General features: G+C 50.0%; 27 protein-coding genes and 1 pseudogene. 17 read left to right on the forward strand and 11 right to left on the reverse strand.

The window, feature by feature from the left end:
- Positions 1-71: 71 nt before the first annotated feature.
- The 5 genes and pseudogenes from DDY07_RS21020 (at position 72) to DDY07_RS21035 (ending at position 2,363) form a co-directional block, all read left to right on the forward strand.
- Complete coding sequence (locus tag DDY07_RS21020; protein ID WP_171697314.1) at positions 72-611, forward strand: hypothetical protein; 540 nt, start codon at positions 72-74, stop codon at positions 609-611.
- A 106-nt stretch (positions 612-717) separates the two neighbouring features.
- Positions 718-840 (forward strand): annotated as a pseudogene (locus tag DDY07_RS24205) (RHS repeat domain-containing protein); the annotation flags it as partial.
- A 33-nt stretch (positions 841-873) separates the two neighbouring features.
- On the forward strand, positions 874-1,245 hold the full coding sequence (locus tag DDY07_RS21025) for an RHS repeat domain-containing protein (RefSeq protein ID WP_253734563.1): 372 nt from the start codon (positions 874-876) through the stop codon (positions 1,243-1,245).
- Between the two features lie 77 nt (positions 1,246-1,322).
- The gene (locus tag DDY07_RS21030; RefSeq protein WP_171697315.1) at positions 1,323-1,802 is read left to right on the forward strand and encodes a hypothetical protein; all 480 of its coding nucleotides are present in this window, start codon (positions 1,323-1,325) and stop codon (positions 1,800-1,802) included.
- 162 nt (positions 1,803-1,964) lie between these two features.
- A complete protein-coding gene (locus tag DDY07_RS21035; protein ID WP_171697316.1) occupies positions 1,965-2,363 on the forward strand; it encodes a barstar family protein in 399 nt (132 codons plus the stop codon).
- 26 nt (positions 2,364-2,389) lie between these two features.
- Here DDY07_RS21035 and DDY07_RS21040 read toward each other — a convergent pair whose 3' ends face one another.
- Positions 2,390-3,355, reverse strand: coding sequence for an IS110 family transposase (locus tag DDY07_RS21040; RefSeq protein ID WP_171694354.1), 966 nt, complete (start codon positions 3,353-3,355; stop codon positions 2,390-2,392).
- A gap of 683 nt (positions 3,356-4,038) precedes the next feature.
- Here DDY07_RS21040 and DDY07_RS21045 point away from each other — a divergent pair.
- A complete protein-coding gene (locus DDY07_RS21045; RefSeq protein ID WP_171697317.1) occupies positions 4,039-4,374 on the forward strand; it encodes a hypothetical protein in 336 nt (111 codons plus the stop codon).
- Between the two features lie 441 nt (positions 4,375-4,815).
- The gene (tssJ, locus tag DDY07_RS21050; RefSeq protein ID WP_171697318.1) at positions 4,816-5,322 is read left to right on the forward strand and encodes a type VI secretion system lipoprotein TssJ; all 507 of its coding nucleotides are present in this window, start codon (positions 4,816-4,818) and stop codon (positions 5,320-5,322) included.
- A 58-nt stretch (positions 5,323-5,380) separates the two neighbouring features.
- Here tssJ and DDY07_RS21055 read toward each other — a convergent pair whose 3' ends face one another.
- The 8 genes from DDY07_RS21055 to hemB form a co-directional block, all read right to left on the reverse strand.
- Complete coding sequence (locus tag DDY07_RS21055; protein WP_171697319.1) at positions 5,381-5,668, reverse strand: hypothetical protein; 288 nt, start codon at positions 5,666-5,668, stop codon at positions 5,381-5,383.
- Positions 5,669-5,728: 60 nt separating this feature from the next.
- Entirely contained in the window at positions 5,729-7,768 is a 2,040-nt protein-coding gene (gene prlC / locus DDY07_RS21060; RefSeq protein ID WP_171697320.1) for an oligopeptidase A, read from the reverse strand.
- A gap of 34 nt (positions 7,769-7,802) precedes the next feature.
- Positions 7,803-9,167 carry an HDOD domain-containing protein gene (locus DDY07_RS21065; protein ID WP_171697321.1) on the reverse strand — a complete coding sequence of 455 codons (1,365 nt, stop codon included), beginning with the start codon at positions 9,165-9,167 and terminating at the stop codon, positions 7,803-7,805.
- Position 9,168: 1 nt separating this feature from the next.
- Complete coding sequence (locus DDY07_RS21070; RefSeq protein ID WP_171697322.1) at positions 9,169-10,458, reverse strand: HDOD domain-containing protein; 1,290 nt, start codon at positions 10,456-10,458, stop codon at positions 9,169-9,171.
- 4 nt (positions 10,459-10,462) lie between these two features.
- Positions 10,463-11,743: an HDOD domain-containing protein gene (locus DDY07_RS21075; RefSeq protein ID WP_171697323.1), complete on the reverse strand. Its 1,281-nt coding sequence runs from the start codon at positions 11,741-11,743 to the stop codon at positions 10,463-10,465.
- A gap of 73 nt (positions 11,744-11,816) precedes the next feature.
- A complete protein-coding gene (aroE, locus tag DDY07_RS21080; RefSeq protein ID WP_171697324.1) occupies positions 11,817-12,665 on the reverse strand; it encodes a shikimate dehydrogenase in 849 nt (282 codons plus the stop codon).
- Positions 12,652-13,227, reverse strand: coding sequence for a hypothetical protein (locus DDY07_RS21085; RefSeq protein WP_171697325.1), 576 nt, complete (start codon positions 13,225-13,227; stop codon positions 12,652-12,654). Before DDY07_RS21085 ends, aroE begins: the two co-directional genes overlap by 14 nt.
- A 22-nt stretch (positions 13,228-13,249) precedes the next feature.
- Positions 13,250-14,257, reverse strand: coding sequence for a porphobilinogen synthase (hemB, locus tag DDY07_RS21090; protein WP_367650894.1), 1,008 nt, complete (start codon positions 14,255-14,257; stop codon positions 13,250-13,252).
- Positions 14,258-14,405: 148 nt separating this feature from the next.
- Here hemB and DDY07_RS21095 point away from each other — a divergent pair, with 148 nt between their 5' ends.
- From DDY07_RS21095 to DDY07_RS21110, 4 genes are all read left to right on the forward strand, one after another.
- Positions 14,406-15,053 (forward strand): phospholipid-binding protein MlaC, encoded by a 648-nt coding sequence (locus tag DDY07_RS21095; protein WP_253734566.1) that lies wholly within the window; start codon positions 14,406-14,408, stop codon positions 15,051-15,053.
- A 51-nt stretch (positions 15,054-15,104) separates the two neighbouring features.
- A complete protein-coding gene (gene cmoA, locus DDY07_RS21100) occupies positions 15,105-15,851 on the forward strand; it encodes a carboxy-S-adenosyl-L-methionine synthase CmoA (RefSeq protein ID WP_253734568.1) in 747 nt (248 codons plus the stop codon).
- The gene (cmoB, locus tag DDY07_RS21105; RefSeq protein WP_171697328.1) at positions 15,848-16,819 is read left to right on the forward strand and encodes a tRNA 5-methoxyuridine(34)/uridine 5-oxyacetic acid(34) synthase CmoB; all 972 of its coding nucleotides are present in this window, start codon (positions 15,848-15,850) and stop codon (positions 16,817-16,819) included. The genes cmoA and cmoB overlap by 4 nt, the downstream gene beginning before the upstream one ends.
- A gap of 129 nt (positions 16,820-16,948) precedes the next feature.
- Positions 16,949-17,275 carry a helix-hairpin-helix domain-containing protein gene (locus DDY07_RS21110; protein WP_171697329.1) on the forward strand — a complete coding sequence of 109 codons (327 nt, stop codon included), beginning with the start codon at positions 16,949-16,951 and terminating at the stop codon, positions 17,273-17,275.
- A gap of 95 nt (positions 17,276-17,370) precedes the next feature.
- On the opposite strand, the gene DDY07_RS21115 is transcribed toward DDY07_RS21110, so the two are convergent.
- Together DDY07_RS21115 and thpR are read right to left on the reverse strand one after the other, a co-directional pair.
- Positions 17,371-17,718 (reverse strand): phenylpyruvate tautomerase MIF-related protein, encoded by a 348-nt coding sequence (locus DDY07_RS21115; protein ID WP_171697330.1) that lies wholly within the window; start codon positions 17,716-17,718, stop codon positions 17,371-17,373.
- Between the two features lie 23 nt (positions 17,719-17,741).
- Positions 17,742-18,248, reverse strand: a complete 507-nt coding sequence (gene thpR, locus DDY07_RS21120) for an RNA 2',3'-cyclic phosphodiesterase (RefSeq protein WP_171697331.1) — start codon at positions 18,246-18,248, stop codon at positions 17,742-17,744.
- Positions 18,249-18,681: 433 nt separating this feature from the next.
- On the opposite strand from thpR, the gene hxlA reads away from it, so the two are divergent.
- The 6 genes from hxlA (at position 18,682) to fbaA (ending at position 25,294) form a co-directional block, all read left to right on the forward strand.
- Positions 18,682-19,329, forward strand: coding sequence for a 3-hexulose-6-phosphate synthase (hxlA, locus tag DDY07_RS21125; RefSeq protein WP_033159179.1), 648 nt, complete (start codon positions 18,682-18,684; stop codon positions 19,327-19,329).
- Between the two features lie 3 nt (positions 19,330-19,332).
- Positions 19,333-19,866 (forward strand): 6-phospho-3-hexuloisomerase, encoded by a 534-nt coding sequence (gene hxlB, locus DDY07_RS21130; RefSeq protein ID WP_020483686.1) that lies wholly within the window; start codon positions 19,333-19,335, stop codon positions 19,864-19,866.
- A gap of 202 nt (positions 19,867-20,068) precedes the next feature.
- Complete coding sequence (tkt, locus tag DDY07_RS21135) at positions 20,069-22,084, forward strand: transketolase (protein ID WP_171697332.1); 2,016 nt, start codon at positions 20,069-20,071, stop codon at positions 22,082-22,084.
- A gap of 71 nt (positions 22,085-22,155) precedes the next feature.
- Positions 22,156-22,839, forward strand: coding sequence for a hypothetical protein (locus DDY07_RS21140; RefSeq protein WP_319962272.1), 684 nt, complete (start codon positions 22,156-22,158; stop codon positions 22,837-22,839).
- 284 nt (positions 22,840-23,123) lie between these two features.
- Positions 23,124-24,113 carry a transaldolase gene (locus DDY07_RS21145; RefSeq protein ID WP_171697333.1) on the forward strand — a complete coding sequence of 330 codons (990 nt, stop codon included), beginning with the start codon at positions 23,124-23,126 and terminating at the stop codon, positions 24,111-24,113.
- Positions 24,114-24,214: 101 nt separating this feature from the next.
- On the forward strand, positions 24,215-25,294 hold the full coding sequence (gene fbaA, locus DDY07_RS21150) for a class II fructose-bisphosphate aldolase (protein ID WP_171697334.1): 1,080 nt from the start codon (positions 24,215-24,217) through the stop codon (positions 25,292-25,294).
- The last annotated feature ends 26 nt before the right edge of the window (positions 25,295-25,320 follow it).

Consider the following 25,320-nt stretch of genomic DNA (forward strand, 5'->3'; position numbering starts at 1 on the left):
AACCTGATCGAAGAAAAGCGCCGGAAGGCCAGCCAAATCGCCAACCGGCCCGGAAACAATTAGACCGAGAAATGGCCAAAAGAATCGTGTGGAAGCACAATAATGTTGTAAGCCTTAAGCTTCGCGAGGACCTTTACTCGTTGGGGCAAATGTTGGGTCGAGCTGCCATGCGGTTTTTCAATATTACTAGTCGCGACGGAAATTGGCACGGTATAGATTTAAATCAAGTCGATCCAATATTTACGTTATTTATTGGAAATATCGTGTTACATAATTTGGCTGACAAAAAAGTTTCAGATAAAGATGTAAAGCCGAGCGCCGCGTCCTGTGAACCCTACTGGATTAAGCCGAAACTTAATTTTGATGGAGGTTACCCCTTCAAGGGAGGCAACCTTATCGATATTGGTACGGAAGGAAATATCAGCACAACGGCGGGGCGAGTGGTGGAAGAAGACCTATCGCTTCCAGCCGATAAGGAAATTATAGAGAAATATGAATTGACGAATATGTGGGGCGATAATGACGTGAGGGATCGTCTTATTCATTTTTTTGATAAGGGTGAAGATTTGGATTTGTTAAAAAAAGAAGTCTTTCCTGGATACAGAGCTTAGGGAGGCTTTTTAAGTCAAGCCCCCGTAGTGGCAGCGTAATCGTACTCATGTAAGCACACTGATTCGCCGCCAAATCCTAAATCAGAAAGCTTTCACGAACGACCAAATCGTCACCCGCCACCAATACAATAGCGACAACCGCCTAGTCCGCGCCGAAACGCCGAATGGCACGACGCAATACCGCTACGACGCCCTAGGCCGGCGCATCGCCAAACACACCGCGCAAGGCGAAACCCGCTTTCAATACGACGGCCCACGCCTGTTGGCGGAAACCGATAGCCAGCGTAGCCGTACCTACTTATTCGAACCCGGCAGCTTCCGGCCCTTGGCGCTGCACGAACAGGACAACACCCAAGCCAGCGGCACCACCTACCTCTACCACCTGGACCATCTCGGCACGCCCAGGGAGCTGACCGACAGCCAAGGTAAAATCGTCTGGTCCGCCCGCTACCGCGCCTACTGCAACCTGGCCCTGGCCGACGTGGAAGCCATCGACAACCCCCTGCGCTTTCAAGGTCAGTATTACGACCAAGAAACCGGTTTGCATTACAACCTGAACCGGTATTACGATCCTAATGCAGGGCAGCTTATTCATCAGGATCCGATTGGACTGTTGGGCGGGAGCAATCTATAAGGCTTTGGCGAAGCGACTCAATTTTTCTAGATCAAAATCCTCTGGTTGTCTTAAAGAAAAATTTTAGGGGTATGTGTATGCTCGAGATAAATCAAATTCGCGTGGATGATGATGTTCTGTCGTCGGTAATCAATGAAACATTCTTATCTGACTCTAAAAAAATAGATATTTTTATCGAAGCAGAAAGGTTTGATAATATTGATGCCGAAGTCTCTAGATTCTTGGATGCTGTTAATTATTTTATAAGCCATAAAGAAGGAATTGAAAAATTAGTTATAGATAAGGCTTTTGAATACTATTGTGATAATATTTTAACTAAGAAGTCGCTGTACGAACAAGTATTCGAAATTACAATTGATCCTTTAAGCTTGGCAGAAGAGGTGGGACGGCTTATAAGGCTTGTTAAGATATATATTGATCTGGAAGCCGATTGTCCCAGTAACATAGGCTTGTCCTTTGATTGTTATTGGGACCCCGAGCACGGACTGGGTATTAAGCTTAGAAACTTAAACGAATGTGAAATAGGGGGCATATTGCTTTTCTATAAAGAGCTATGAATAAGTTGTAGGCTGAAGAAAACCTACTTATGCGCGATGCAGCTCTTGAGTAATAGTAAGCATGAACGCGAGTCGTAAACAGTCAAGCAGGAGAAATTACTACACGTGGGCTCGCTATGGAGAGGCTGGAAATCCAGCGTTTGTGCAAATCAGATAATTACGATGTCAGATAATCAAGGATTTATTACTGCTGATTCAATAAACGCCGAATTAATAGTTTACGAGTGTCAGCAAAATGGGTGGCTGATTTACACACTTCCTTCCAACATTTGCTCTAAAGATCAGTTCTTTAAAGCGGTCCGCGACAATTTGCCATTGGAACCTCCACTACAAAACAAGAAGAGCTGGGATGCGCTCGCTGATTCATTGTGGTCGGGGCTAGATAGCCTACCGGATAGTAATATTCTTATCATATGGCCGGACACCACAACCATTAAAACAAAAGCTCCTGAAGATTTTGATATTGCAATGGAGATATTGGTGGATCTGCCGCATTCCCTCGCGAACGCAAAACTAACTTTAGGAAAAACAAAAAATCTCTTAATATTATGCGTGCTTTGAAGTCCGCGTAGATACTGTTATCCAAGTCAAGCCAAATGAATAGCCGAATCGAAGGGTTTGGCGGATTTTAAGACGCCGAACGCCACATGAATCAATTTTCGCATCATGGCGCCGATAATGAGTTTATTGGGCTTACCGGCGCAGGCTAATCGGTTCCTGAATTGTTTCCCCCAGGCGGTTTTATACAATGTGACCATGGCTGGCATATACATGGCTTTTCGCAAGAACGAGTGGCCTATTTTGGAGAGTCTGGGTTTGCCCTTAATACTACTACCCGATTCGTATTGCCTAGGATCGAGTCCGGCAAAGGCTGCGGCTTGTCGGCTATTGGCGAAGCGCGAGGTATCGGCGTAGAACGCTAGGATAATAGCGCTGGTGCGCTCGCCAATGCCGGGGATGCTGTCGAGTAATTCGCGCTGTTGCTTGAGATCGGGATGGCGATCAATGTGATCATTGATGGCGTCGATCAATTGTTGGATAGCGGTATCCAGCCAATTCAGATGCTGCTGAATGTCCTCGCGCACCGCTTCGCGAGCCACCTGCAAACGGTTGCTTTCTTGGGTGCGCATGGTTTGCAGGGCGTCCAGGCGCAGCACTAGTGCGCGTAACGTGACTTCCGCCTCGCAACGGGGTTGCCAAGCGGATGGTTTGCGTTCGGCGCAGAAATCGGCAATGAGTTTAGCATCGACCGTATCGGTCTTGCTGCGGGTGAGCCGTGAAGCGCCATAAGCTTTGATTTGTGCCGGATTGACGACGCTGACAGTTAAGCCGTTGGTTGCCAGATGCTGAGCAACGTCTTCCCAATAAATGCCGGTCGCTTCCATGCAGACCTGCACGGATTCAGCTTTTTGGGCGTTTAGCCACGTCAACAAAGCTGTAAAGCCTTCAAGCGAATTGGGAACCACTTTGGCGCGAAACTTACCGTTGGACAAGCGTAATGAGCAATCCAGCTTGGCTTTTGAAACATCGATACCGAGATAAAAATGGGACATTGAAAACCTCAAATGATCTACCTTGTGAATGCAGGCTGCCGGAATCCGGGCCGAAGAGACTGTCCGATCGTTGATCGAGGGTGGGTCACTGCTGCAGGGGTCTACGTCTCGGGCTTCAATAGTCCAAGGTCCGATACGGCATCCAGTGACCCAAACCTGAGGTGCCCCTCAGGCATGTTTTGCGAGATTTCATTATCTCCTGAAAAACACGGGTGGATAATACAAGATACTGTTAGCGTAATCGTACACGGTGACGTGTTGCCAAGTGTTGATTCAAAACGCTTCTCCCGCTTACGGCCGATAACCTGATCGAAGAATAGCGCGTCAAGGAATCGGCGAATACCGCTACGACTCCGTGGGGCGGTGCATCACCAAACGCACCGCGTAAGGCGAAACCCGCTTCAATACAACTGCCCGCTCCTGCTGGCGGAAACTGACAGCCTGCGCAGCCGCAACACCTACCACTACCACCCTAACCATCCTCCTAAAGCCAGCGGCGCATTCAGTGGTGATTCTCCTCCTAGAATGACTTGGCATCATGGTGATGAACCTGGCTCTTGACAGCTTGTTGGTAAGGCGCACCATGCCAAGTGCTGCAAAATATATCATCCCGTTGGAAGGGGGGCGAAACAAATGGGGCGGCGTCACCGATTTCAAGTAGAAAATTATTTAGAGGAGTGGTTATGTTAAAAAGCTATTTAGGATTTGAAACTTTAAAAAATGAAATTAACGAGTTTCCCATGGCGGGTAGGATCTATACCAAGCCAAAGATCAATAAAGATAATATTGTCGCGGCTGAGTTTGTTGTTATTTCAAGTGACGAAGTTGAAGGTTATTCCAAAGAAAGTGGTGGGCTTATTCCCAGTCAACTTGCTGGGCAGGGGTATTACTCCTGGCTTGAGTCTCCAAATTTCAGTGATATTATTTTACATAAGGTTGAGCATGTGCCAAATGCAACATTGCAGGAATTTATAGAGGCTGTTTTTTTGTATTTAGAAAATGATGCATTTATAGACTAGTGAATGGTGCAAGTATGAATAGGGTAACTTCCAATATTAAGCCCACAATAGCCTATGATTTGCAGTGGTAACTAATAAAGCCTGCGTAGATACTGTTACTTCAGCGCAATCGTAAGCCTGGAAATGCACTGATTCGCTGTGAAGTCCTGAATTAGATGGCTTAGCCCTCTTTCGGCGGGCACGTGATTTAAGAAAAGCGCGGCAAGGCCGGCCTCATTGTCAGCCGCTACCAATACGATAGCGACAACCGCCTCATTCACGCCGAAATACCGAATGGCACGACGCAATACCGCTAGGGCGCCCTTGAGCCAGCGCAACCGCATCTAACCAAGTTGAAAAACTAGCCGACGCTGGGCGAGTAATTACCGGAAATGAATCCTTGTACTGTGACTGTGTGCCTATGGCAGAATGGCGTTAACTAATTTTTAAAGGGATAGTCGTATGTTGTTAGCCAGATTACTGCCAGTTTTTTTTGCCTCGTTGTTGGCTGCGTGTGCAGAGGTGCCTGAGCAACCGGCTCCGCCACCGCCAACAGTCGTTGAGCTTACGCTAAACAGCACCGCCTCAATTAACCCCGACGCCGACGGTAAAGCCTCGCCGGTGGTGTTAAGAATTTACGAATTGCGGGAGCAAAGTGGTTTTAACGGTGCCGATTTTTTTGCCATATTCGATAAAGAGCAGGCTACTTTGGCCGCCGATTTGGTACGCAAACAAGAGTTGGTGATAAAGCCCGGCGAGAATAAATCCTTGCGGATCGAGCCGGCTGCGGATACCCGGGTATTGGGGTTTTTTGCGGCTTTTCGTAAATTGGATAATGCCGGCTGGCGCACTTTGACCGAGTTGAAGGCTCATCAGAACAATGCGGTGTTACTGAAGCTGGATGCCAATAGTCTAACCGTGACCAATACGCCAACGGAACCCGCACCCGCAGCACCTAAAGAAGATTAAGTGGGGAATAACGACAGGGACTATGGGTTAGCTTTTAGTCCCTGAGCGTTTTAAGCAATTAAAAAACCGGCACCACCAGCACAAACACGAACGCGATTAAGGTCCAAATCACGATCTTGGTTTTTAAGGGCGTGTTGAGCCCCAGGGTTTTCAACGCGGCTCTCAGGGCTTGTGAGCGGTCTTCGGCGGCGCGAATGCGTTTAAGCGTGCCTTTTAGTGTTTGGCTTTCCTGTTTTTGCTGTTCTGCGTACAGCAATTCGTCGAGCTGGGAATAAAACACGTCGTAACTCGGACATTTAAATGCCTCGCCCAACCTGGGCTGGCCGCATTGTGGGCAGTTTTTCATTTTCGCTCCTGAAAAACTCGATTGCCTTGATGACGAGCATCAAGGCAATCCAGGAAACATTTACGCGGCGATACCGTTATGTCTGAGCAGGGCGTCGATATTGGGTTCGCGGCCGCGGAAGTTTTTGAACAGCGTCATCGCGTCGCTACTGCCGCCTTGTTCCAAAATGTTATGCAAGAATGCTTCGCCAGTGGCTCGGTCGAAGATGCCTTTTTCCTCGAATAAGGAAAAAGCATCCGCCGACAACACTTCCGCCCATTTGTAGCTGTAATAACCGGCCGCATAACCGCCGGCGAAAATATGCGAGAAGCTATGGGCGAAACGGTTGAATTCCGGTACCTTGACTACGGCTACCTGATCGCGCACCTGTTTGAGGATGCTGTAAATCTGGCCACCCTTGGCAGGGTCGTAATCCCGATGCATCTTGAAATCGAATAGGCTGAATTCAAGTTGCCGCACCATCATCATGCCGGCTTGGAAGTTCTTCGCCGCCAACATTTTGTCGTACAACGTATCGGGCAGCGGTTCGCCGGTTTGATAATGGCCCGAGATCAGGCCCAGCGCTTCTTTTTCCCAGCACCAGTTTTCCATGAATTGGCTAGGCAATTCCACCGCATCCCACTCGACGCCGTTAATGCCCGAGACACCGAGGTGGTCGATTTGGGTCAGCATATGGTGTAGGCCGTGGCCGAACTCGTGGAACAAGGTTTCCACTTCGTCGTGGGTCAGCAGGGCCGGATCCTTACCTGTTGGTGGCGTAAAGTTGCAGGTCAGATACGCCACCGGTGTTTGTAGTGTATCGCCGACTTTTTTACGGCAGACGCAGTCGTCCATCCAGGCGCCGCCGCGTTTTTTGGCGCGGGCGTAAAGGTCCAGGAAGAAACGTCCGCGCAACTGGCCGTGTTTATCCAGGATTTGATAAAAGCGGGCGTCGGGGTGCCAGGTATCGAAGTCTTTGATTTCGCTGATTTGCAGACCATAGAGTTTTTCGACGATGGCAAACAGGCCGGGCACGACTTTGTTGTCGGGGAAATAGGCTTTCACTTCTTCTTGCGACAGTTGGTAGAAATGCTGGCGCATTTTTTCCGAGTAATAGCCGATGTCCCAGGCTTGCAAGTCGTTTAGGCCGTGCTCGGCGGCAGCAAACTCTTTCAATTCAGTCAAATCCCGGCGGGCTTGGCGCCAGGATTTGTCGGCCAAATCTTCCAGAAACTTCACCACATCTTCGGTGGATTTGGCCATTTTAGTAGCCAGCGAATATTCGGCGTAGTTGTTAAAGCCCAGCAATTGGGCTTTCTCGTGGCGCAGCGCCAGGATTTGTTCCATCAATTCGGAATTATCCCATTGTCCGGCATGCGGGCCTTGATCGGAGGCTCGGGTGCAGAAGGCCTCATAATGTTCGCGGCGCAGTTCGCGGTTGTCAGCGTAGGTCATCACCGCCAGATACGACGGGAATTGCAGGTTGATCAACCAGCCGTCTTTGCCTTCCGCTTCGGCGGCTTGTTTGGCTTGGGCCAGAGCCGATTCCGGCAGGCCGGCCAAATCGTCGAGATGGGTAATCTGTTTGTGCCAGGCGTTGGTGGCGTCCAGTAAATGTTCTTCGTATTGACTGGCTAGTTTCGATAATTGCTGGTTGATTTCTTTATAACGCGCCTGTTGTTCGGGCGGCAAATCCACGCCGGACAAATGAAAGTCGCGCAGGGCGTTGTTGACGATTTTTTGTTGGGCGCGGTCGAGCTTGGCAAAGTCCGCGCTGTCGTGTATGGCTTGGTAGGCCTCGTACAAGGCGCGGTTTTGGCCGGTTTCTGTGGCATATTCGCTGAGTTTGCCGAGGCAGGCATTGTAGGCATCGCGCATCGCTTCGCTGTTGACTACCGAATTCATGTGGCTGACCGGCGACCAAGCCTTGTTCAAGCGGTCTTCGGCGGCTTCGATCGGTTCGATCAGGTTTTGCCAGGTGTAGGGACCGCCGGCTTGCAGTTGCCGGTCTATGGTTTGCCGGGCTTCGGTGAGTAACTGGCTGATGGCCGGCTCCACGTGTTCGGGCAGGATTTTAGAAAATTGCGGTAGTTCGGTGTTTTCGAGCAAAGGATTGGTCATGTCGGTAGCCAGTCTGATATGAATATCGGGAAAATTAGGATAATAAATGCATGGCGGCGTTGACCCGATTTTGGGCTTTTTTCAACACCATCAAGGAAAAATCAGGGTTGAGTTTACCGTGATTTAGTTTGCTGTAAGACGGAATCGAGTTGATATAAGGCAGATCTCGGGCATTGCCGGAACCGAAATAGCTGTGTAATTTGGCGAGGATGACGATGTCGGTCATCGTTAGTTCAGGGCCGCTGTCGTACAGCCAGTTTTCTGCTTGATGCGGAACGTTGCCCAGTTGTTCGGGAAAACCCAGCGTGTGCAGCATCAGTACGCCGACCGGGCCGCGTAAATAGGGCAGTGCGGTTTTTAGTTCCTGAAAGCTGGGGCCGCCGTCGGGAAATTGTTCGGCAAAATGCAGTAAGGGAATCGCGCCGATGTCGGCAATCAAGCCGCCCAGCAGGGCGTCCTCCGGGTTGATGTTGCTGCACTCCTGGGCCAAGACAAAGCTTAAACTTGAGACATACAGGCTGTTTTTCCATAAGGCCTGCATGCCTTTCATGAGTTCCGGGTCGGTGCAACTGAATAATTGTTTCATACTGATGCCCATCACCAGATTCCGCGTCGCATTCAGGCCGATGCGAGCTACCGCGTCATGGCAATTGTTGATCGGTATTTCTGTGGCGTACAAAGGGCTGTTCGCCACCTGGATTAATTTTGCCACGATAGGCGGGTCCAGCTGAATAATCTCAGCGGCCCCGCGGATACCGATGTCTTTTTGCACCGCATCTTTTAGTTTCAGGGCGACATCCGGCAAAGAAGGCAGGCGCAGTTTGTTTTCCCGATAGGCTTGGGCGAAGCTGTTGAAAAAGCGGCTGCCGTTGATCGGCTCCGGTAGTTGAATGTCGACCAGTTCCACGCAATTGGCGCTTTCCTGACTTTTATCTGTCCATAAGCGGTTGAGTTGGATAGGGATTTCCAAAATACGCACATCGCTGAGCGCCGTGGCGGTAGCGCCGCAGCGGCTACCGCTGTTCAGCGGCAGATTGGCTAGCGTGGAATCGGCGTCGATTTGATAGTGGCTATCGCTATCCGGTTGCATCGATAGTTGGCCGGCCAACAAATACAGAACACTGCTGGTCGGTTGCCCCAGGGTAAAAATAATCGCCCCTTTGGCGTAGGCCAAACTGAGATGCGGCAGCGAGCTTAGGGCTGCGTCATCGAGATCGCGTAAGGGTGCGAATTTTTTCAGCTGTGCGACGCTAAGCGCTTGCCGATGAGTGCTGCTGGGTTTGGATACTGTGTTGTCGGTTGGTAGGCTACCCCGGTGTTCTGCACCAGGCGGCAAGGCTTTCCGGCTTGGTTTGTTGGCGGTGGTGTTTTTTTCCAGTAGCTTGGAAAACCAATTCATCTTATGTCCTGAAAAAGTTGATGGCCTCGGCAATTTGTTGTTTTGCGTCCTGTAATGCCTTCAGAGACATATCCGGCGTCAGTGCGCTATCGTCCAGTTTTTGAAAGGCAGGCAAGGTGTTTAGCGGCGGCAGTTTCTGGGTATTGGTGCCGCCGAGTTGGCTGTGAAATTTAGCTAACAGCACAACGTCATAGAGTTGCAGGCCCTGGCCGTCGTCAAAGTACCAATTTGTGGTATTGACGGGAATTTGCTGGAAACTATCGGGGAAATGCCATTTTTTCAAAATATGGGTGCCCAACAAACCTTGCAGGCAGACGATGCTGGCCTGTAACTCTTCTTCGGTATAGCGCGACATGTCCATGCTTTCGGCAAAAGTGACAATCGGTAAGGCGCCGATGTTGTGAATTAGCCCAGCCAGTAAAGCTTCGTCGGCGTTTACTTTTCGGGTAAGCCCGGCCAGCGTGTGGCTGAGGCTGGCAATCTGGATGCTTTGTTTCCAAAGTGTCTGAATAATGTTGTTCAGTTGCCGGTTGCGGCTTCTGAACAGCTGGTGCAGGCTGATGCTGGTAACCAGGTTTTGCGTGGTTTTAAATCCTAGCCGATTCACGGCATCATGGCTGCTGGTGATGGGGTTGCTGCCGCGGTAGATCGGGCTATTTGCGACTTGAATCAGTTTGGAGGATATAACCGGGTCCAGGTTTAAAATCTTCACCGCATCGGCGATGCTGATGTCCTTTTGCAAGGCGCTACGCAAACGCAAGGCAACATCCGGCAGGCTGGGAACATGCAGGTTGTCGGCTCTGAACGCATCGCAAAAGCTATCGAAAAAAAAGCTGTTTCGCAGCTGGGGCGGAATGCTCTTTGGGTTGATCAGCGGATTGTTGACGGGTTTGCTGCTGTGCTGCAAGTTGGACAGCGGCATGTAGATGATTTGGGTAGGCGATTTGGCTATCGCGCTGAAGGCGTGTTCGCCGGATGTTGCCAGAGGATAACAGGCTTTAAAGGTGTCGGCTTCGACCGTATAACCGGCGCCATTATTCGCTTCCAGATAGACGTTGCCGGTGTAGAGATAGCTTAGTTGTTCCGCCTCGGCGCCGCGGTTAAATATGATGTCGCCGGGGTTAAAGTTTCGCATGGTCACCGGTATCGCCAGCAAGTCCGCCGCCGGTAAGTCCCCCAGCGGGATGAGCTTTTGCAGATAGCTCAAGGGCAATTGGTTGACGGCTGCTGGAGTGGGGCTGCTCTCTGTCGGCGTTTTGTCCGGGGATTTTTTTAAAAATTTCCAGATCATGCGGCTAGGAAGAAAAGATGCTCAAAGCTTCGTGAATTTTAGTTTTGGCATCGTGCAGGATGGCCAGCGTATTTTCCGGAGACAAAGAGAAGTTTTTCAATTTGGCCGCCGCCGGAATGGCGGTAATCGCTGGTAGATCGGCGGTCGCTGTTTTGCCGATCAGGGCGTGGAGCCTGGACAGGACCACTATATCGGTCACCGTCAAGGTATCGCCGCTGTTTTGAAACCAGTCGCTGGACGATTTGGCTACGTCGATGAACTCTTCGGCAAAATCCCATTCCTTCAACACTACGGCGCCGACCGGGCCTTTGATGATGGGCATGGCTTCCAGGATTTCGGCGTCATTATGGTATTCGGGTGGTAAGTTGGCGGTAAAACTTAGAAAGGGAATTACGCCGATGTCGCAGACCAGTCCGGCCAGTAAGGCATTTTCCGGATTTTGCTGCATGCTGTGGCTGGCCAGCACATGGCAGAGGCCGGACAGATAAAGGCTTTGTTTCCACAGATCTTCCAAATGATTTTTAATCAGCGGCGATTTGCTTTTGAAAATCTGCTTCATACTCAGCGCCGTTACCAGGTTGCGTGTGGCGTTTAAGCCGATACGCACCACCGCGTCTTTGCAGTTTTTCGCTGGCACGTTGGTTAGATATAACGGGCAATTGGCGACTTCTATCAATTTTGCGGAGATGGCAGGGTCCAATTGGATGATCTTGACGGCTTCGTCGATGTTGACATCTCTTTGGATGGCTTTGCGCAAATTGATCGCCACTTCGGGTAATGAGGGGATTTCTATCTCGTGGTCGTTATTTTCGAAATGTTCTACGAATAAGCTCAATAGCCGGTTGTGGTGCAATTCTTCCGGAATAGATAATTTGCCGTGGTCTTGGCGGCTGGGCGTCAGCATGATTTTCAGGGATACCCGCAACAGGTCTATCTCGGTTTTTGCGGTGGCGGTGGCGGTGTGCTTAATACCGCTGCATATCGGGAATTTCGCTTGTGCGCTGCCTGCCGATATTTCATAGCTTTTGCCGTTGTGATCGGCCAAAATCACCGTGCCGCGCAACAAATACATTGCGCAAGTCGCCTGTTGATTGACGCTGAACAAAGTGCTGCCGGCTGCCAGGGTTTCGACGTGATTTTCAGTGGCGAAAGTTTGTAATATCTCGTCGCTTAAATTCCTGATGGGGAATAACTGTTTTAGAGTTTCCGGGGTAATGCGTTGCCCACCGCGCTGCGGTTTGCCTTTAGCATGGGATTTTTCAAAAAAAGCTCTAATTCCACTCATAGTATTCCAGTAAACGTTAATAGCGGGCGGTTTGGGGAGATTGTTACCATGGACATCGCCCCGGTCAATAATTTCATCCGTTCGTGTTGTTTAATGCTCTTTCAGCGTTTAGCAGGCTAATCACCGGCGAGGTTTGCGGACGCACGCCTCGCCAAATAAAGAACGCTTCGGCGGCCTGCTCTACCAACATGCCCAAGCCGTCCAGGCTGTGCGCGGCGCTATTTGCCAAGCCCCATTTCACAAATGCGGTGGCTTGGTTGGCGTAAGCCAAGTCGTAGCAACTGCCGCCGGTTTTCAACAATGCTTCGGGCAAGGGCGGCAAATCGCCGCTGAGGCTGGCCGACGTGGCGTTGATGATCAAATCAAATTGGCGACCCATAAGATTAGCGTAATCGCAAGCATGCACCGCGCCTAGTGCCGCGAAATCCTCGGCAATTGCGTGGGCTTTGCTCACATTGCGATTGACGATGACCAATCCCGACGGCTGCTGTTCCAGTAGGGGAGGGACGATGCCGCGTGTGGCTCCTCCTGCCCCTAGAATCAAAATCTCGGCGTCCTTCAGCGTGATGCCATGGTTTATGGTTAAGTCGTTAAGCAAGCCGATGCCATCGGTGTTGTCGCCCAAAATGCTGTCGTCCGCTTGGCGCAATAAGGTGTTGACGGCTTTTGCTTGACGAGCGCGTTCCGTCAGTTGGTCGGCATATTGCCAAGCCAGTTCCTTGAGCGGGACGGTGCAATTCAGGCCTTTGCCGCCATCGGCAAAAAAACGGCTGGTAGCCGCGGCAAAAGTTTCCGCAGGCACCTCTTGGGCCCTATAGTCCATCAGTTGACCTGTTTGCTCGGCAAATAATTTATGGATACGCGGTGATTTACTGTGGCTGATCGGTTGGCCGAATACCGCGTAATTATCAATTTTCATCATCGGTACTGTATTTGCTGCGCCAATATTCCCAGAGGAAAGTGCAGGCTATCACCAGCACTCCCAGCCCTATACTGATGGGCATAAAGTTCTCGAAATAAGCCACGATCAGCGCGCAGGCTGCCAGGAAAAAGCCGAGTAAGCTGTACTGCCAGCCGATGCGAATGCCATCCAGCAGGGTGGCTAAGGCCAGGATCAGCAAGATAACCAGGCTGGCGCTTCTGTCGGATAACTGCTCGGATTTGTTAAGCAATGCGGCGGCTATCACCACAACCAGCGTATGCAGCCAATGCAGCCCTTGGGCCTTGACGATGTCGCCAAAGTCGTTGTCGTTGGTTCGGGTTTGTAACCAGGAGACGAAAATCGACAGCATGCCAAACACGATCACCATGAATAGCCAATAACCATAGCCATCGTGCGGGTTGAATTCGGTAATCGCGATGCCGGTCAGCGATAAAACGACCAGCAGGATAAATACCGCCTGTTCCAGGCCGAAGTAACGTCGGCGCTGTTGGGGTGGATCGTCAGTCGAATGACTGTCATCAAAATCAAAGTCTTCGCTCATGCCGGGTCCGTTTGTCTGGTTGTTATAGTTGTTTTAGCCACTGGGCAGCGGATTTAGCGTAATAAGTCAGTATCGCGTCGCAGCCGGCGCGCTTGAATGCCAGCAGGGATTCCATCACCACTTGTTGTTCGTTCAGCCAGCCGTTTTGCGACGTGGCTTTCAGCATCGCATATTCGCCGCTGACCTGATAAGCAAAGGTCGGTACACCGAATTGTTCCTTGGCGCGGCGGATGATGTCCAGATAGGGCATGCCGGGTTTGACCATGATCATATCGGCGCCTTCGCGTAAATCCAGCGCAATTTCCCGCAAGGCTTCATCTGAATTGGCCGGGTCCATTTGATAGCTGTATTTATTCCCGCCGCCCAGATTACCGGCCGAGCCGACCGCATCGCGGAAAGGGCCATAGAAACTGGAGGCGTATTTGGCGGAATAGGCCAATATTCGGGTGTTGGTATGGCCATGAGATTCCAACACGGCTCTGATCGCACCGATGCGGCCGTCCATCATGTCGGAAGGGGCGACGATGTCGGCGCCGGCTTCGGCATGCGACAAGGCCTGTTTGCACAGGACTTCGACGGTTTCGTCGTTGACGACATAACCTTGACTATTCAACAATCCGTCTTGACCGTGCGAGGTAAAAGGATCCAAGGCAACGTCGGTGATGATCCCGAGTTCCGGCAGGGCGTCTTTCAAGGCCCGAACGCAGCGTTGTGCCAAGCCGTCAGGGTTATAAGCTTCTTCCGCGCTTAAGGATTTTTTGTTCGGATCCGTTACCGGGAATAGAGCAATGGCGGGTACGCCCAGATTTAATAAGCTTTCGGCTTCGCGCAGCACCAGGTCGATGGATAATCGGTTGACGCCCGGCATGGAAGCGACGGCTTCTTGTTTGTTATTGCCCTCGATAACAAATAGCGGGCAGATTAAGTCGTCGCTGCTTAAGCGATTTTCCCGCATCAGCCGCCTTGAAAAGGCCTGATAACGCATGCGACGCATCCGGGTGGCCGGGAAAAAGTCGTTAGGGTGTGACATCTCTTCCATAGTAATATAATAGGGTACTCGCTGGCCCGATGGGCTGGCTGGAATCTGGAGCCGGGTTAGCGCTTCGGCCTTTATTTTAGCAGTGTATCGAATGAAGGCGGTTGAAATTAGCCGGCGATACCTTTTTGAGATGGTTTTTATGAATATCAAACGTCATATGCATTTTATATTTGTTGTGGTTTTTAGCTTGTTTGCCGGCGTGTTTTTGTCCTTGCCCGCTAGCGCGGCCGATTTGAGCGAGCCGCAACGCACCATTGAGGATGCGTCCAACAAGTTGAAGCAACGCTTACAGGATCCTGCCTTTCCGCATGATTTCCAAAAAATCAATGCCTTCGTCCAGGAAGTCATTTATCCGAATGTGGATTTCGATCTGATTTCTTCCCTGGTGTTGGGGAAAATGTGGAAGGATGCTTCGCCGGCGGAAAAGGAGAGCTTTAAAAAGGAGTTTCAAGTGTTGTTGATCAGAACCTACTCTCGAGCCTTCTTTGAGTTTAAAGACTGGTCTGTACGGTTTTTGCCGATCACCCCGGAAGAAGACGAAAGAAAAGTCCTGATTAAAACTGAAGTGCTGCAACCCGGTTTGCAGCCTATCGCTGTTAACTATCGGATGCTGAACGTCAAAGGCCAATGGAAAGCTTACGACATCATGATCGAAGGCGTCAGTTTGGTGACCAACTATCGTACTAGCTTCAAAAACGAAGTGGAGCGCACCGGTTCGTTGCAAGAGGTCATCAACCAATTGGCTAAACGCAATACCGAAGCATTAAACAGCAAAAATAATTCATAAGCTTTTCCCTCTCTTAGTGTTCCCGGGTGTGCCGTTTAGGGGCAGCCGGGAATGACCATCAGTATGCAATCCGCTAAAGACTCTCTATACGCCAGTCCGCTAGGCGAAATCAACGCATTTGCTTTCGACGAAACTGTCGTCAAAGTCTTTCCGGACATGATCCAGCGCTCTGTTCCCGGTTACAACACTATTATCTCGGCGATCGGTTTATTGGCGGCACGTTTTGCCAAGGAAGACAGCGTTTGCTACGACTTGGGCTGCTCGTTGGGGGCGGCGACCTTGGCTATGCACCAGCAAATCACGGCTAAAAATTGTCGGATCTTTGCTGTGGATTGTTCGGCTGCAATGGTCGAGCAATGCCGGCAAAATCTGGCGGTTGCATCCGGTGGTGGGGCCGAGATAGAAATTTTATGTGCCGATGTTCGCGATATTGCGATTAGCAATGCCTCTGTAGTGGTGCTGAATTTTACGCTTCAGTTTATTCCGCTGGCTGATCGGCAGGCTTTTTTGACCACGATCTATCAAGGTTTGTTGCCGGGCGGGATTTTGATTTTGTCCGAAAAACTGGCGTTCGATGATGTTAGACAGCAGGCTTTGCAGATCGATATGCATCATTTATTCAAAAAAGCCCAAGGCTATAGCGAGCTGGAAATCAGCCAAAAGCGCAGCGCCCTCGAGAATGTGTTGATACCGGAAACCTTTGCTGCGCATCAACAGCGCTTGAAAGCAGCGGGTTTCGCCAGCGCGGAAGTCTGGTTTCAGTATTTCAACTTCGCTTCGATGATTGCATTGAAATGACGCTTTACGAAGGTCTTTATCAAGCATTGGCGGCGGCCGGCGACGAAATCTGGGTAAACCGTTTGCCTGAGCAATTGGCGGCGGCTTTTGCGGATTCGTCGCATGGCGATCTAAGGCGCTGGCAACAGGCGGTAGAGGATTTGCCGGACTTGATGCCGTCCAGTGTCGACTTGTTGGAGAGTGTCAGAATAGGTCAGGCAGAGGATATTTCCGAAGAGGTGCGGGCCGGTTTGCGCGAACAATTGATGCAGCTGCATCCTTGGCGGAAAGGGCCTTATCGGATATTTGGCATCGACATCGATACCGAATGGCGCTCGGATTGGAAATGGGATAGGGTGAAAGAACAGATTGCACCGCTAAGGAATCGACTGGTTTTGGATGTCGGGTGTGGCAATGGTTATCATTGTTGGCGCATGCTCGGTGCGGGAGCGAGACTGGTGGTTGGCATTGACCCCACTTTGCTCAGCGTGATGCAGTTTCAGGCTATCCGTAAAATACACGGCGAAGCGCCGATTTATCTGTTGCCGCTGGGGATAGAAGATGTGCCGCCCAACATGGGCTTGTTCGATACGGTGTTTTCGATGGGGGTGTTGTATCACCGTCGCTCGCCTATCGATCATTTGCTGGAATTAAAGGGCTGTTTGCGTTCGGGCGGCGAATTGATTTTGGAGACTCTGGTGGTGGAGGGCGATGCCGCGCAAGTGTTGGTGCCTGAGGGGCGTTATGCGCAAATGCGTAATGTTTGGTTTTTGCCGAGCGGCGCAGCTTTGATGTTATGGATGCGCCGCTGTGGGTTTAAAAATGTCCGCTTGGTGGATGTTTCCAAAACTTCCGTCGAAGAGCAGTGCAGTACCGAATGGATGCGGTTTCATTCCTTGGCGGATTTTCTCGATCCGCATTCTCCGGATTTAACTTGCGAAGGCTTGCCGGCGCCCGTTCGCGCGGTGATTGTGGCTAACGTCGATTAATTCAGTGGATTTTTGTTTTTGAATTGTAAAATTTAAAGAACAGACTAAGATTGGCTAGCTTGAAAAGTCAGCTGATTAAGTGTGTGCTGATTAGTCCAGGCAGCCCTAAAATCCAATCGGAGAAAATCCATGAAAAAGTTATTTGTACTTTTTATGCTGTATTCTTTTGCCGTATTTGCTGAACCAATCAATATCAACCAAGCGGATGCCGAAACCATTTCCAAGGCCTTGACCGGGATAGGCCCGAAGAAGGCCGAGGCGGTGGTTCAATACCGTAAGGAACATGGCGATTTTAAGACATTGAAAGATCTGGAAAATGTATCTGGAATTGGGGAGAAAACCGCGCAACAGAATGAGAAGAATATTTTGTTTGGGGATTCTGCTCCCGCTACGGCTGAAAAAATTGCTAAGCCAGAGAAGCCGGAAAAGCCTCAAGAAACTAAAAAGCCCAAATAAGGCGACTGAGTTGGCGCGCTTGGACTTGGTGCGCCAACTCATTGAGTCTGTTTTGTCTGAAATACACGGTCGTATTTATTCGACGTCCGGGTCGTTTAGCCAAATGTCGAGCCGTTCCAGCCCCAAAAATCAGCCTGACAGTTACTGAATTCGATATAGATCCGATCCTGAGGGATTGAAAGCCGGGTATTGAGCAATTGGCATATCGATGCAGACAAGTTTTTGGCTTGGCTACTGCTCAGGCCAATGCTCTTGCATTCCAGATATGCCAAAGGGGTAGTGCTACCGGCAAACAGCATGGCGTCGTTTTGCTCAATGCTAATCATGACGTAGCGCTCCGGTTTGCCGGTCTCTTTGGACGCCAATTGCGACAGTTCGCCTAACAATTTTGATTTCAGTTCGGTATCGAGCACTGAGTTGGTGTTCAATTTTAAAAAGGGCATGATCAGTCTCCTGTTTTGGGGTGCTAAATTGCCGGCCAGCGTTGGATAATTCGATATTCAACGCCATCCGGACCTGAGCAGGATTCTACCAAGCAGAATCCTATTGATTGCCAAAGTATGGGGGCGAAATCGAAATCGATTGCCGAACTAGCCTTTTTAACTAAAGTGACATGCGGCTTGAATAGTCTGTTTTCGATGGGTATCCCTTGTTGTTTGGCTATGCGGGCCAAGTTTTCGTTTAATGTCGACACGCTTTGATCGAATTGGCTGGCGGTCAGGCATAGCACGGCAGGTTTTTTCCAGAAACTCAGGCGGTCAAAATTTAACATTATCAGCGATGTTGGCATTTTTCCTGCCTCCTTGGTGATTATGGCCTGTTGTTCTGCAGAAATTCTCCCTAAAAACAACACGGTGACATGTAAGTTTGCTTCCTTAACAGGTTTTCCGGTTCGGTTTAGTTGGCTGATTAAAGCCGCGCATTGTTGCCTGGCGTTTTGTTCCGGCCATAAGGCAAAAAAGAGACGTTTCAAGCTGTTCCTCTCCGGTTGTTGTGAGATCGAGCTATGACTTTTTCATCTTTTCGATGGCAGGCAAAAAGCTGCGATTTGGGTGTCGAAAGCTGGTGATCAGGCTAAAGGATGTTGTGTTATTGCGGCGAGGATAGACAATTAGCCAAAAAAATATCCAGATTTATCAGTTCGTAAGCGATGAATCCTAAAATTGAAATTGAATTTTGCTCGGTTTGCCTGCGGTTTTGTTCAGCCTAAGCTTACGCCGCGGACTTGTCTAGTAACAATTTGTTCGCATAACCTGTAGGCTGCGCGCAGTTGCTAAGCATTGACATATATCCCATTTCTACCTTACAGTTACAAATGCATCACACGTACGTGACAAGCCTAGCGGGTTGTGGCAATTTGCAAGAATCGGCTATTACTAAAAATTAAAACTTTCGGAGCACATCACATGGCAAGACCATTAATTCAAATGGCGTTGGATTCACTGGATTTCAACCAAACCGTTGCGTTGGCAGATCAAGTAGCACCCTATGTCGATATTTTTGAAATCGGCACTCCTTGCATTAAATACAACGGTATCAACCTGGTTAAAGAACTGAGACAACGTTACCCTGACAAATTGTTGTTGGTTGACCTGAAAACCATGGACGCTGGCGAATACGAAGCGGGCGCTTTCTATGCTGCTGGCGCGGACATCTGCACTGTATTGGGCGTATCCGGTTTGGCCACTATCGCTGGCGTTATCAAAGCTGCAAAAAAACACGGCGCTGAAACTCAAATTGACTTGATCAACGTGGCCGACAAAGCCGATTGCGCGAGAGAGTCTGTCAAATTGGGCGCGCAAATCGTTGGTATTCACACTGGTCTGGACGCGCAAGCAGCCGGTCACACACCGTTTACCGATCTGAACGACATCGCTCGTTTGGGCTTGAATGTGCGTATCTCTGTTGCAGGCGGTATCAAACAAGCGACTGTACAACAAGTCGTTGAAGCTGGCGCTAACATCATCGTTGTTGGTGCAGCTATCTACGGCGCGCCTTCACCTGCTGAAGCGGCTCGTGAAATCCGTGAATTGGTTGACGCGGCGGCGGTATAAGTCATGCATCAGCAGTTAATTATTGACAAAATCTCAGGGATTCTGGAAGCGACACCCGACTCGCATGACAAGACCTTGGTGGACATGCTGGATCAGGCTAAGCGTATTTTTATATCGGGCGCTGGCCGTTCAAAGCTGGTCGGCAATTTCTTTGCAATGCGTTTGATGCATGGCGGCTACGACGTTAGCGTTGTCGGTGAAATTGTTACGCCAAGCATCAAAGCTGGCGATTTGTTGATCATTATTTCCGGCTCCGGTGAAACCGAGCAGTTGATTGCCTTTACCAAAAAAGCCAAAGAAGTCGGCGCAAAGATTGTGTTGATTTCGGCTAAGGACGATTCAACGATTGGCGATATGGCTGATGTCACTTTGCAAATCGGCAGATCCGAACAATACGGTAAAGTCAAAGGAATGCCTATGGGTACTGTGTTTGAATTATCTACCTTGTTTTTCCTGGAAGCGACAATTTCGCATGTAATCCATGACAAAGGTATTGCAGAAGAAGAAATGAGATCAAGACACGCCAATTTGGAATAACTTAGCGTGCAAACCTGTGGCCGGAGCATTTCGGTCACAGGTTTTTTACATTACATTCGGGTGTCAAGGCGATACCGATTCCAGCAGTCTGAATGAACGAGAGTGTGGTTTTGGTCTTCCTTGTATTTACCAGCCTCAGCCAGAGTGATATTTGAGTAATTGAATGTCGCAACTAAAATAACAAAATAAAAAGGAGACCAACATGCCTTCGCGCCGAGACTTAGCGAACGCCATCCGCGCACTTAGCATGGACGCCGTACAGAAAGCCAACTCCGGGCACCCCGGTGCCCCGATGGGGATGGCCGACATCGCAGAAGTATTGTGGAACGATTTTCTGCAACATAATCCCAGCAACCCTAAATGGCCGAACCGCGACCGCTTCATCCTGTCCAACGGCCACGGCTCCATGCTGATTTATTCCTTGCTGCACTTGGCCGGCTACAACCTGCCGATCGAAGAACTGAAACAGTTCCGCCAACTGCACTCGCAAACCCCGGGTCATCCTGAATACGGCTACACCGAAGGTGTGGAAACCACCACAGGTCCCTTGGGACAAGGCATTACCAACGCGGTAGGCTTTGCTTTGGCCGAACGTACCTTGGCCGGTCAATTCAACCGTCCCGGTCACGACATCGTCGACCACCACACCTACGTGTTCCTGGGTGATGGCTGCTTGATGGAAGGTATCTCCCACGAAGCCTGCTCTCTGGCCGGCTCCATGAAACTGGGTAAACTGATCGCCTTCTACGACGACAACAACATCTCCATCGATGGTGAAGTCCGTGGTCACGGCAACGTTGCCGGCTGGTTCCTGGATGACACCCCAAAACGCTTTGAAGCCTACGGCTGGCACGTCATTCCTAAAGTCGACGGCCACGATGCCGATGCTGTGAAAGCCGCTATCGAAGCCGCGAAAAAAGTCACCGACAAACCGACCATCATCTGTTGCCAAACCACCATCGGTTTTGGCTCGCCGAACAAACAAGGCAAAGAAGAATGTCACGGTGCGGCCTTGGGTGAAGCGGAAATCGCCCTGACCCGTGAAAACCTGGGCTGGCCGCATGCGCCGTTCGAAATCCCTGCCGACATCAAAGCCGGTTGGGACGCCAATGCCAAAGGCGCCAAACTGGAAAGCGCCTGGAACGACAAATTTGCGGCCTACAAAGCCGCACACCCTGAACTCGCGGCCGAATTTGAACGTCGCGTGATCAAAAACGAACTGCCTGCCGATTGGGCTGAAAAATCCAAAGCGTTTATCGCTGCGGTGGATGCCAAAGGCGAAACCATCGCCAGCCGCAAAGCCTCACAAAACACCCTGAACGGCTTTGGCCCCTTGTTGCCCGAATTACTGGGCGGCTCTGCCGACTTGGCGGGCTCCAACCTGACCCTGTGGTCCGGCTGCAAAGACGTCAACCAACCGGGCTTCGATGGCAACTACGCCTACTACGGTGTGCGTGAATTCGGTATGTCCGCCATCATGAACGGCATCACCCTGCACGGCGGCTTCAAACCCTACGGCGCCACCTTCCTGATGTTCAGCGAATACGCCCGTAACGCCCTGCGCATGGCCGCGTTGATGAAAATCCCGACCATCTTCGTTTACACCCACGACTCCATTGGTCTGGGCGAAGACGGCCCCACCCATCAACCGGTCGAACAAACCGCCACCCTGCGCATGATCCCCAACATGCACGTCTGGCGCCCTTGCGACGCGGTCGAGTCGGCCGTGTGCTGGAAAGCCGCCATCGAACGTCAAGACGGACCGAGCACTCTGATCTTCTCTCGTCAAAACCTGCCGCACGTGCCCCGTACCAACGCACAAATTGACGCGATCAGCAAAGGGGGCTACATCCTGAAAGACAGCGATGGCACACCGGACGCGATCATCATTGCCACCGGATCCGAAGTGGAATTGGCATTGAAAGCGGCCGATGCACTGGCTGCGAAAGGCAAAAAAATCCGCGTGGTGTCATTACCGTCTACCAACGTCTTCGAAGCGCAAGACCAAGCTTACAAAGACAGCGTATTGCCGCCAAGCGTGACTCAGCGCGTGGTAGTAGAAGCGGGAGTAACCGACAGCTGGTGGAAATACGCCGGCAGCGCGGGTAGAGTCGTAGGATTGGACCGTTTCGGCGAATCGGCCCCGGCAGGTCAGCTCTTCAAAGAGTTCGGCTTTACCGTGGACAATGTCGTCGCTAATGTGGAAGCCGTTCTTTAATTTTGTAAACTTAGGTGAGGTTTGGATTAAATGATCGAAGCCTCACGTTTCTAACAGCATAGGTGATAGACGTGAAAAGAAATGAATTAACGAAAGGCGTGATGGCAGCTCTAATGCTGACCAGTTCCTTAGCTATGGCGGGATCGGATTATCCGGCGGCTGATTATCAGCCAAAGGTGCTCTATACCAATCCTGAATATAACGACAGCAAAGCTGCCCCTGCGGCTGCCACAGCACCTGCAGCGAAACCAGCTGTAAAAGAAGTTGAAGCGGATCCAGCTTTCCCAGCGACGAATTTTCAACCTAAAGTGTTATACAGCGATGCTGACTACAAGCACAGCTCTGCAGCACCAAGTGCGGCTAAATCGTCAAGCTCGTCATCTGCCTCCACAACTTCTGCGGAAGCAGCGGTAGATGTGATACAAACAGAAAAGGCTGCCTCCTCTGATTTTTCCTACATTGGTTTAATTTTGTTGGCTGTAGCCGGATTTTTTATCTACAACAAAAAATCGCCTAAAAGTGCCAAAGGTTCTTCAGCTGATGATTACCAAGTTGCATCTGGCGCAACCGGCGTTGAAAAGTATCTGGAAAAAATGGGTGCGAATAAAACCGGCGTTGCCAAATACTTGGAAAAACAAGATTCCAATCCTGCTACCGGTGTTGCCAAATACATGGCAAAGCAAATCGTAAGAGATCGGGAAGCGGCCGCTGCGAAAGCGACTGGCGTGGAAAAGTATTTACGTGATAAAGCTTAATAGCATCTGATTTCTGATGCGGATTGCTGGAACTTAAGGGTTAAACGTTAACTCTGAACCGGCAGATTTAAATGATCGCCACTTCGTATTTTTTAAAGCGTGTGTTTCGGCTTTGAATATATGCCAAGTGGCGATTCAGTCTTATCAATATAGCTAAAAATAGAGTTTCATCACCAGGGACTCTTTTGCAATCAATCTCCTGCAAGAATTGCTGAACATCTTTTGCTTGTAAAGCTCAGTTCAAACGAGGGGGAAGAATTAACAACACATCTGAGGATAATCCTATGGCAAAAAATTTACTCGAACAACTCCGTGAAATAACTGTGGTTGTCGCCGATACCGGTGATATTCAAGCGATCGAAACTTTCAAACCGCGCGATGCAACCACCAATCCCTCTTTGATCACCGCTGCTGCACAAATGCCGCAATATCAAGGAATTGTTGACGATACTTTGAAAGGTGCGAGAGCAACATTGGGTGCCGCTGCTTCGGCTGCAGAAGTTGTGACCCTGGCATTTGATCGTTTGGCCGTGTCTTTTGGCTTGAAAATTCTGGAAATCGTCGAAGGGCGTGTATCGACTGAAGTTGATGCGCGTTTGTCTTACGATACCGAAGCCACCATCGCTAAAGGTCGCGACTTGATCGCTCAATACGAAGCTGCAGGCATTTCCAAAGAGCGCGTTTTAATTAAAATCGCTGCTACCTGGGAAGGCATTCAAGCTGCCGCCGTATTGGAAAAAGAAGGTATTCACACCAACCTGACATTGTTGTTCGGTTTGCACCAAGCGATTGCTTGTGCGGAAAACGGTATCACACTGATTTCACCATTCGTTGGCCGTATCTTAGACTGGTATAAAAAAGACACAGGCCGTGATTCTTATGCGCCTGCTGAAGATCCAGGTGTATTGTCAGTGACCGAAGTCTATAACTACTACAAAAAATTCGGCTACAAAACCGAAGTCATGGGCGCCAGCTTCCGTAACATCGGCGAGATCACCGAATTGGCGGGCTGCGATTTGTTGACCATCGCGCCGTCTTTATTGGCAGAGTTGCAATCCGTTGAGGGTGACTTGCCGCGCAAACTGGATCCTGCCAAAGCAGCAACAGCTTCTTCAATCGAAAAAATTTCAGTCGACAAAGCCACTTTTGACCGCATGCATGAAGAAAACCGGATGGCTAAAGAAAAATTGGCCGAAGGTATCGATGGTTTCGCCAAAGCGCTGGAAGCACTGGAAAAATTGTTGTCGGACCGTTTGGCTGCCTTGGAAGCCTAATCTTGGTCTAGCCGCCGAGTGCAGGCGCTCGGTTGTTTAAGATTTGCAAGGCCGCCGAATCGAGTACGCGGCCTTGATTTGTTATTAACAGGATAAAATTTATGCCACAAAAAATATTTGATGTTGTTAAGCCGGGTGTTGTCACCGGTGAAGATGTACAAAAAATCTTTGCTATCTGCAAAGAAAATAATTTTGCGTTGCCGGCTGTAAACGTCATCAGCACCGATACCATTAACTCGGTATTGGAAGCGGCAGCAAAAGCCAAGTCACCTGTCGTCATTCAATTTTCTAATGGCGGCGCCGCATTCGTTGCTGGTAAAGGTCTGAAACTGGAAGGCCAAGGCTGTTCTATCGTTGGCGCCATTTCCGGTGCTCACCATGTTCACCGCATGGCGGAGCTGTATGGCGTACCTGTTATTTTGCATACAGATCACGCGGCAAAAAAATTGCTGCCATGGGTAGACGGCATGCTGGATGAAGGTGAAAAATTCTTCGCTGAAACCGGCAAGCCTTTGTTCAGCTCGCACATGCTGGATCTTTCCGAAGAAAGTTTGCAAGAAAACATTGAAATCTGCGGTAAGTATCTGGAGCGCATGTCCAAAATGGGTATGACTCTGGAAATCGAACTGGGTTGTACCGGCGGCGAGGAAGACGGCGTCGACAACAGCGGTATGGATCATTCTGCTTTGTATACCCAGCCGGAAGATGTTGCTTACGCTTACGAGCACCTGAGCAAAATCAGCCATCGTTTCACAATTGCCGCATCGTTCGGTAACGTGCATGGTGTTTACTCTCCAGGCAACGTCAAATTGACGCCGAAAATTTTGGACAACTCACAAAAGTATGTTTCAGAGAAATTCGGTCTGCCGCATAACAGTTTGAACTTCGTGTTCCATGGCGGTTCAGGTTCTTCTCCTGAAGAAATTAAAGAATCTATCAGCTACGGCGTTATTAAAATGAACATCGATACCGACACCCAATGGGCTAGCTGGGCCGGTGTGATGGAGTTTTACAAAAAGAACGAAGGCTATTTGCAAAGTCAAATAGGCAATCCAGAAGGTGCCGATAAACCGAACAAAAAATACTATGACCCACGTGTCTGGCAACGCGCCGGCCAAGTTGGCATGGTGACTCGTTTAGAGCAAGCCTTCCAAGAATTAAACGCAGTTAATTCGCTGTAATATCTTGATAAAGCTGCAAAGGCCGT

This window comes from Methylomonas sp. ZR1 (genome assembly GCF_013141865.1).
In the GTDB taxonomy this organism is placed as follows: Bacteria; Pseudomonadota; Gammaproteobacteria; order Methylococcales; family Methylomonadaceae; genus Methylomonas.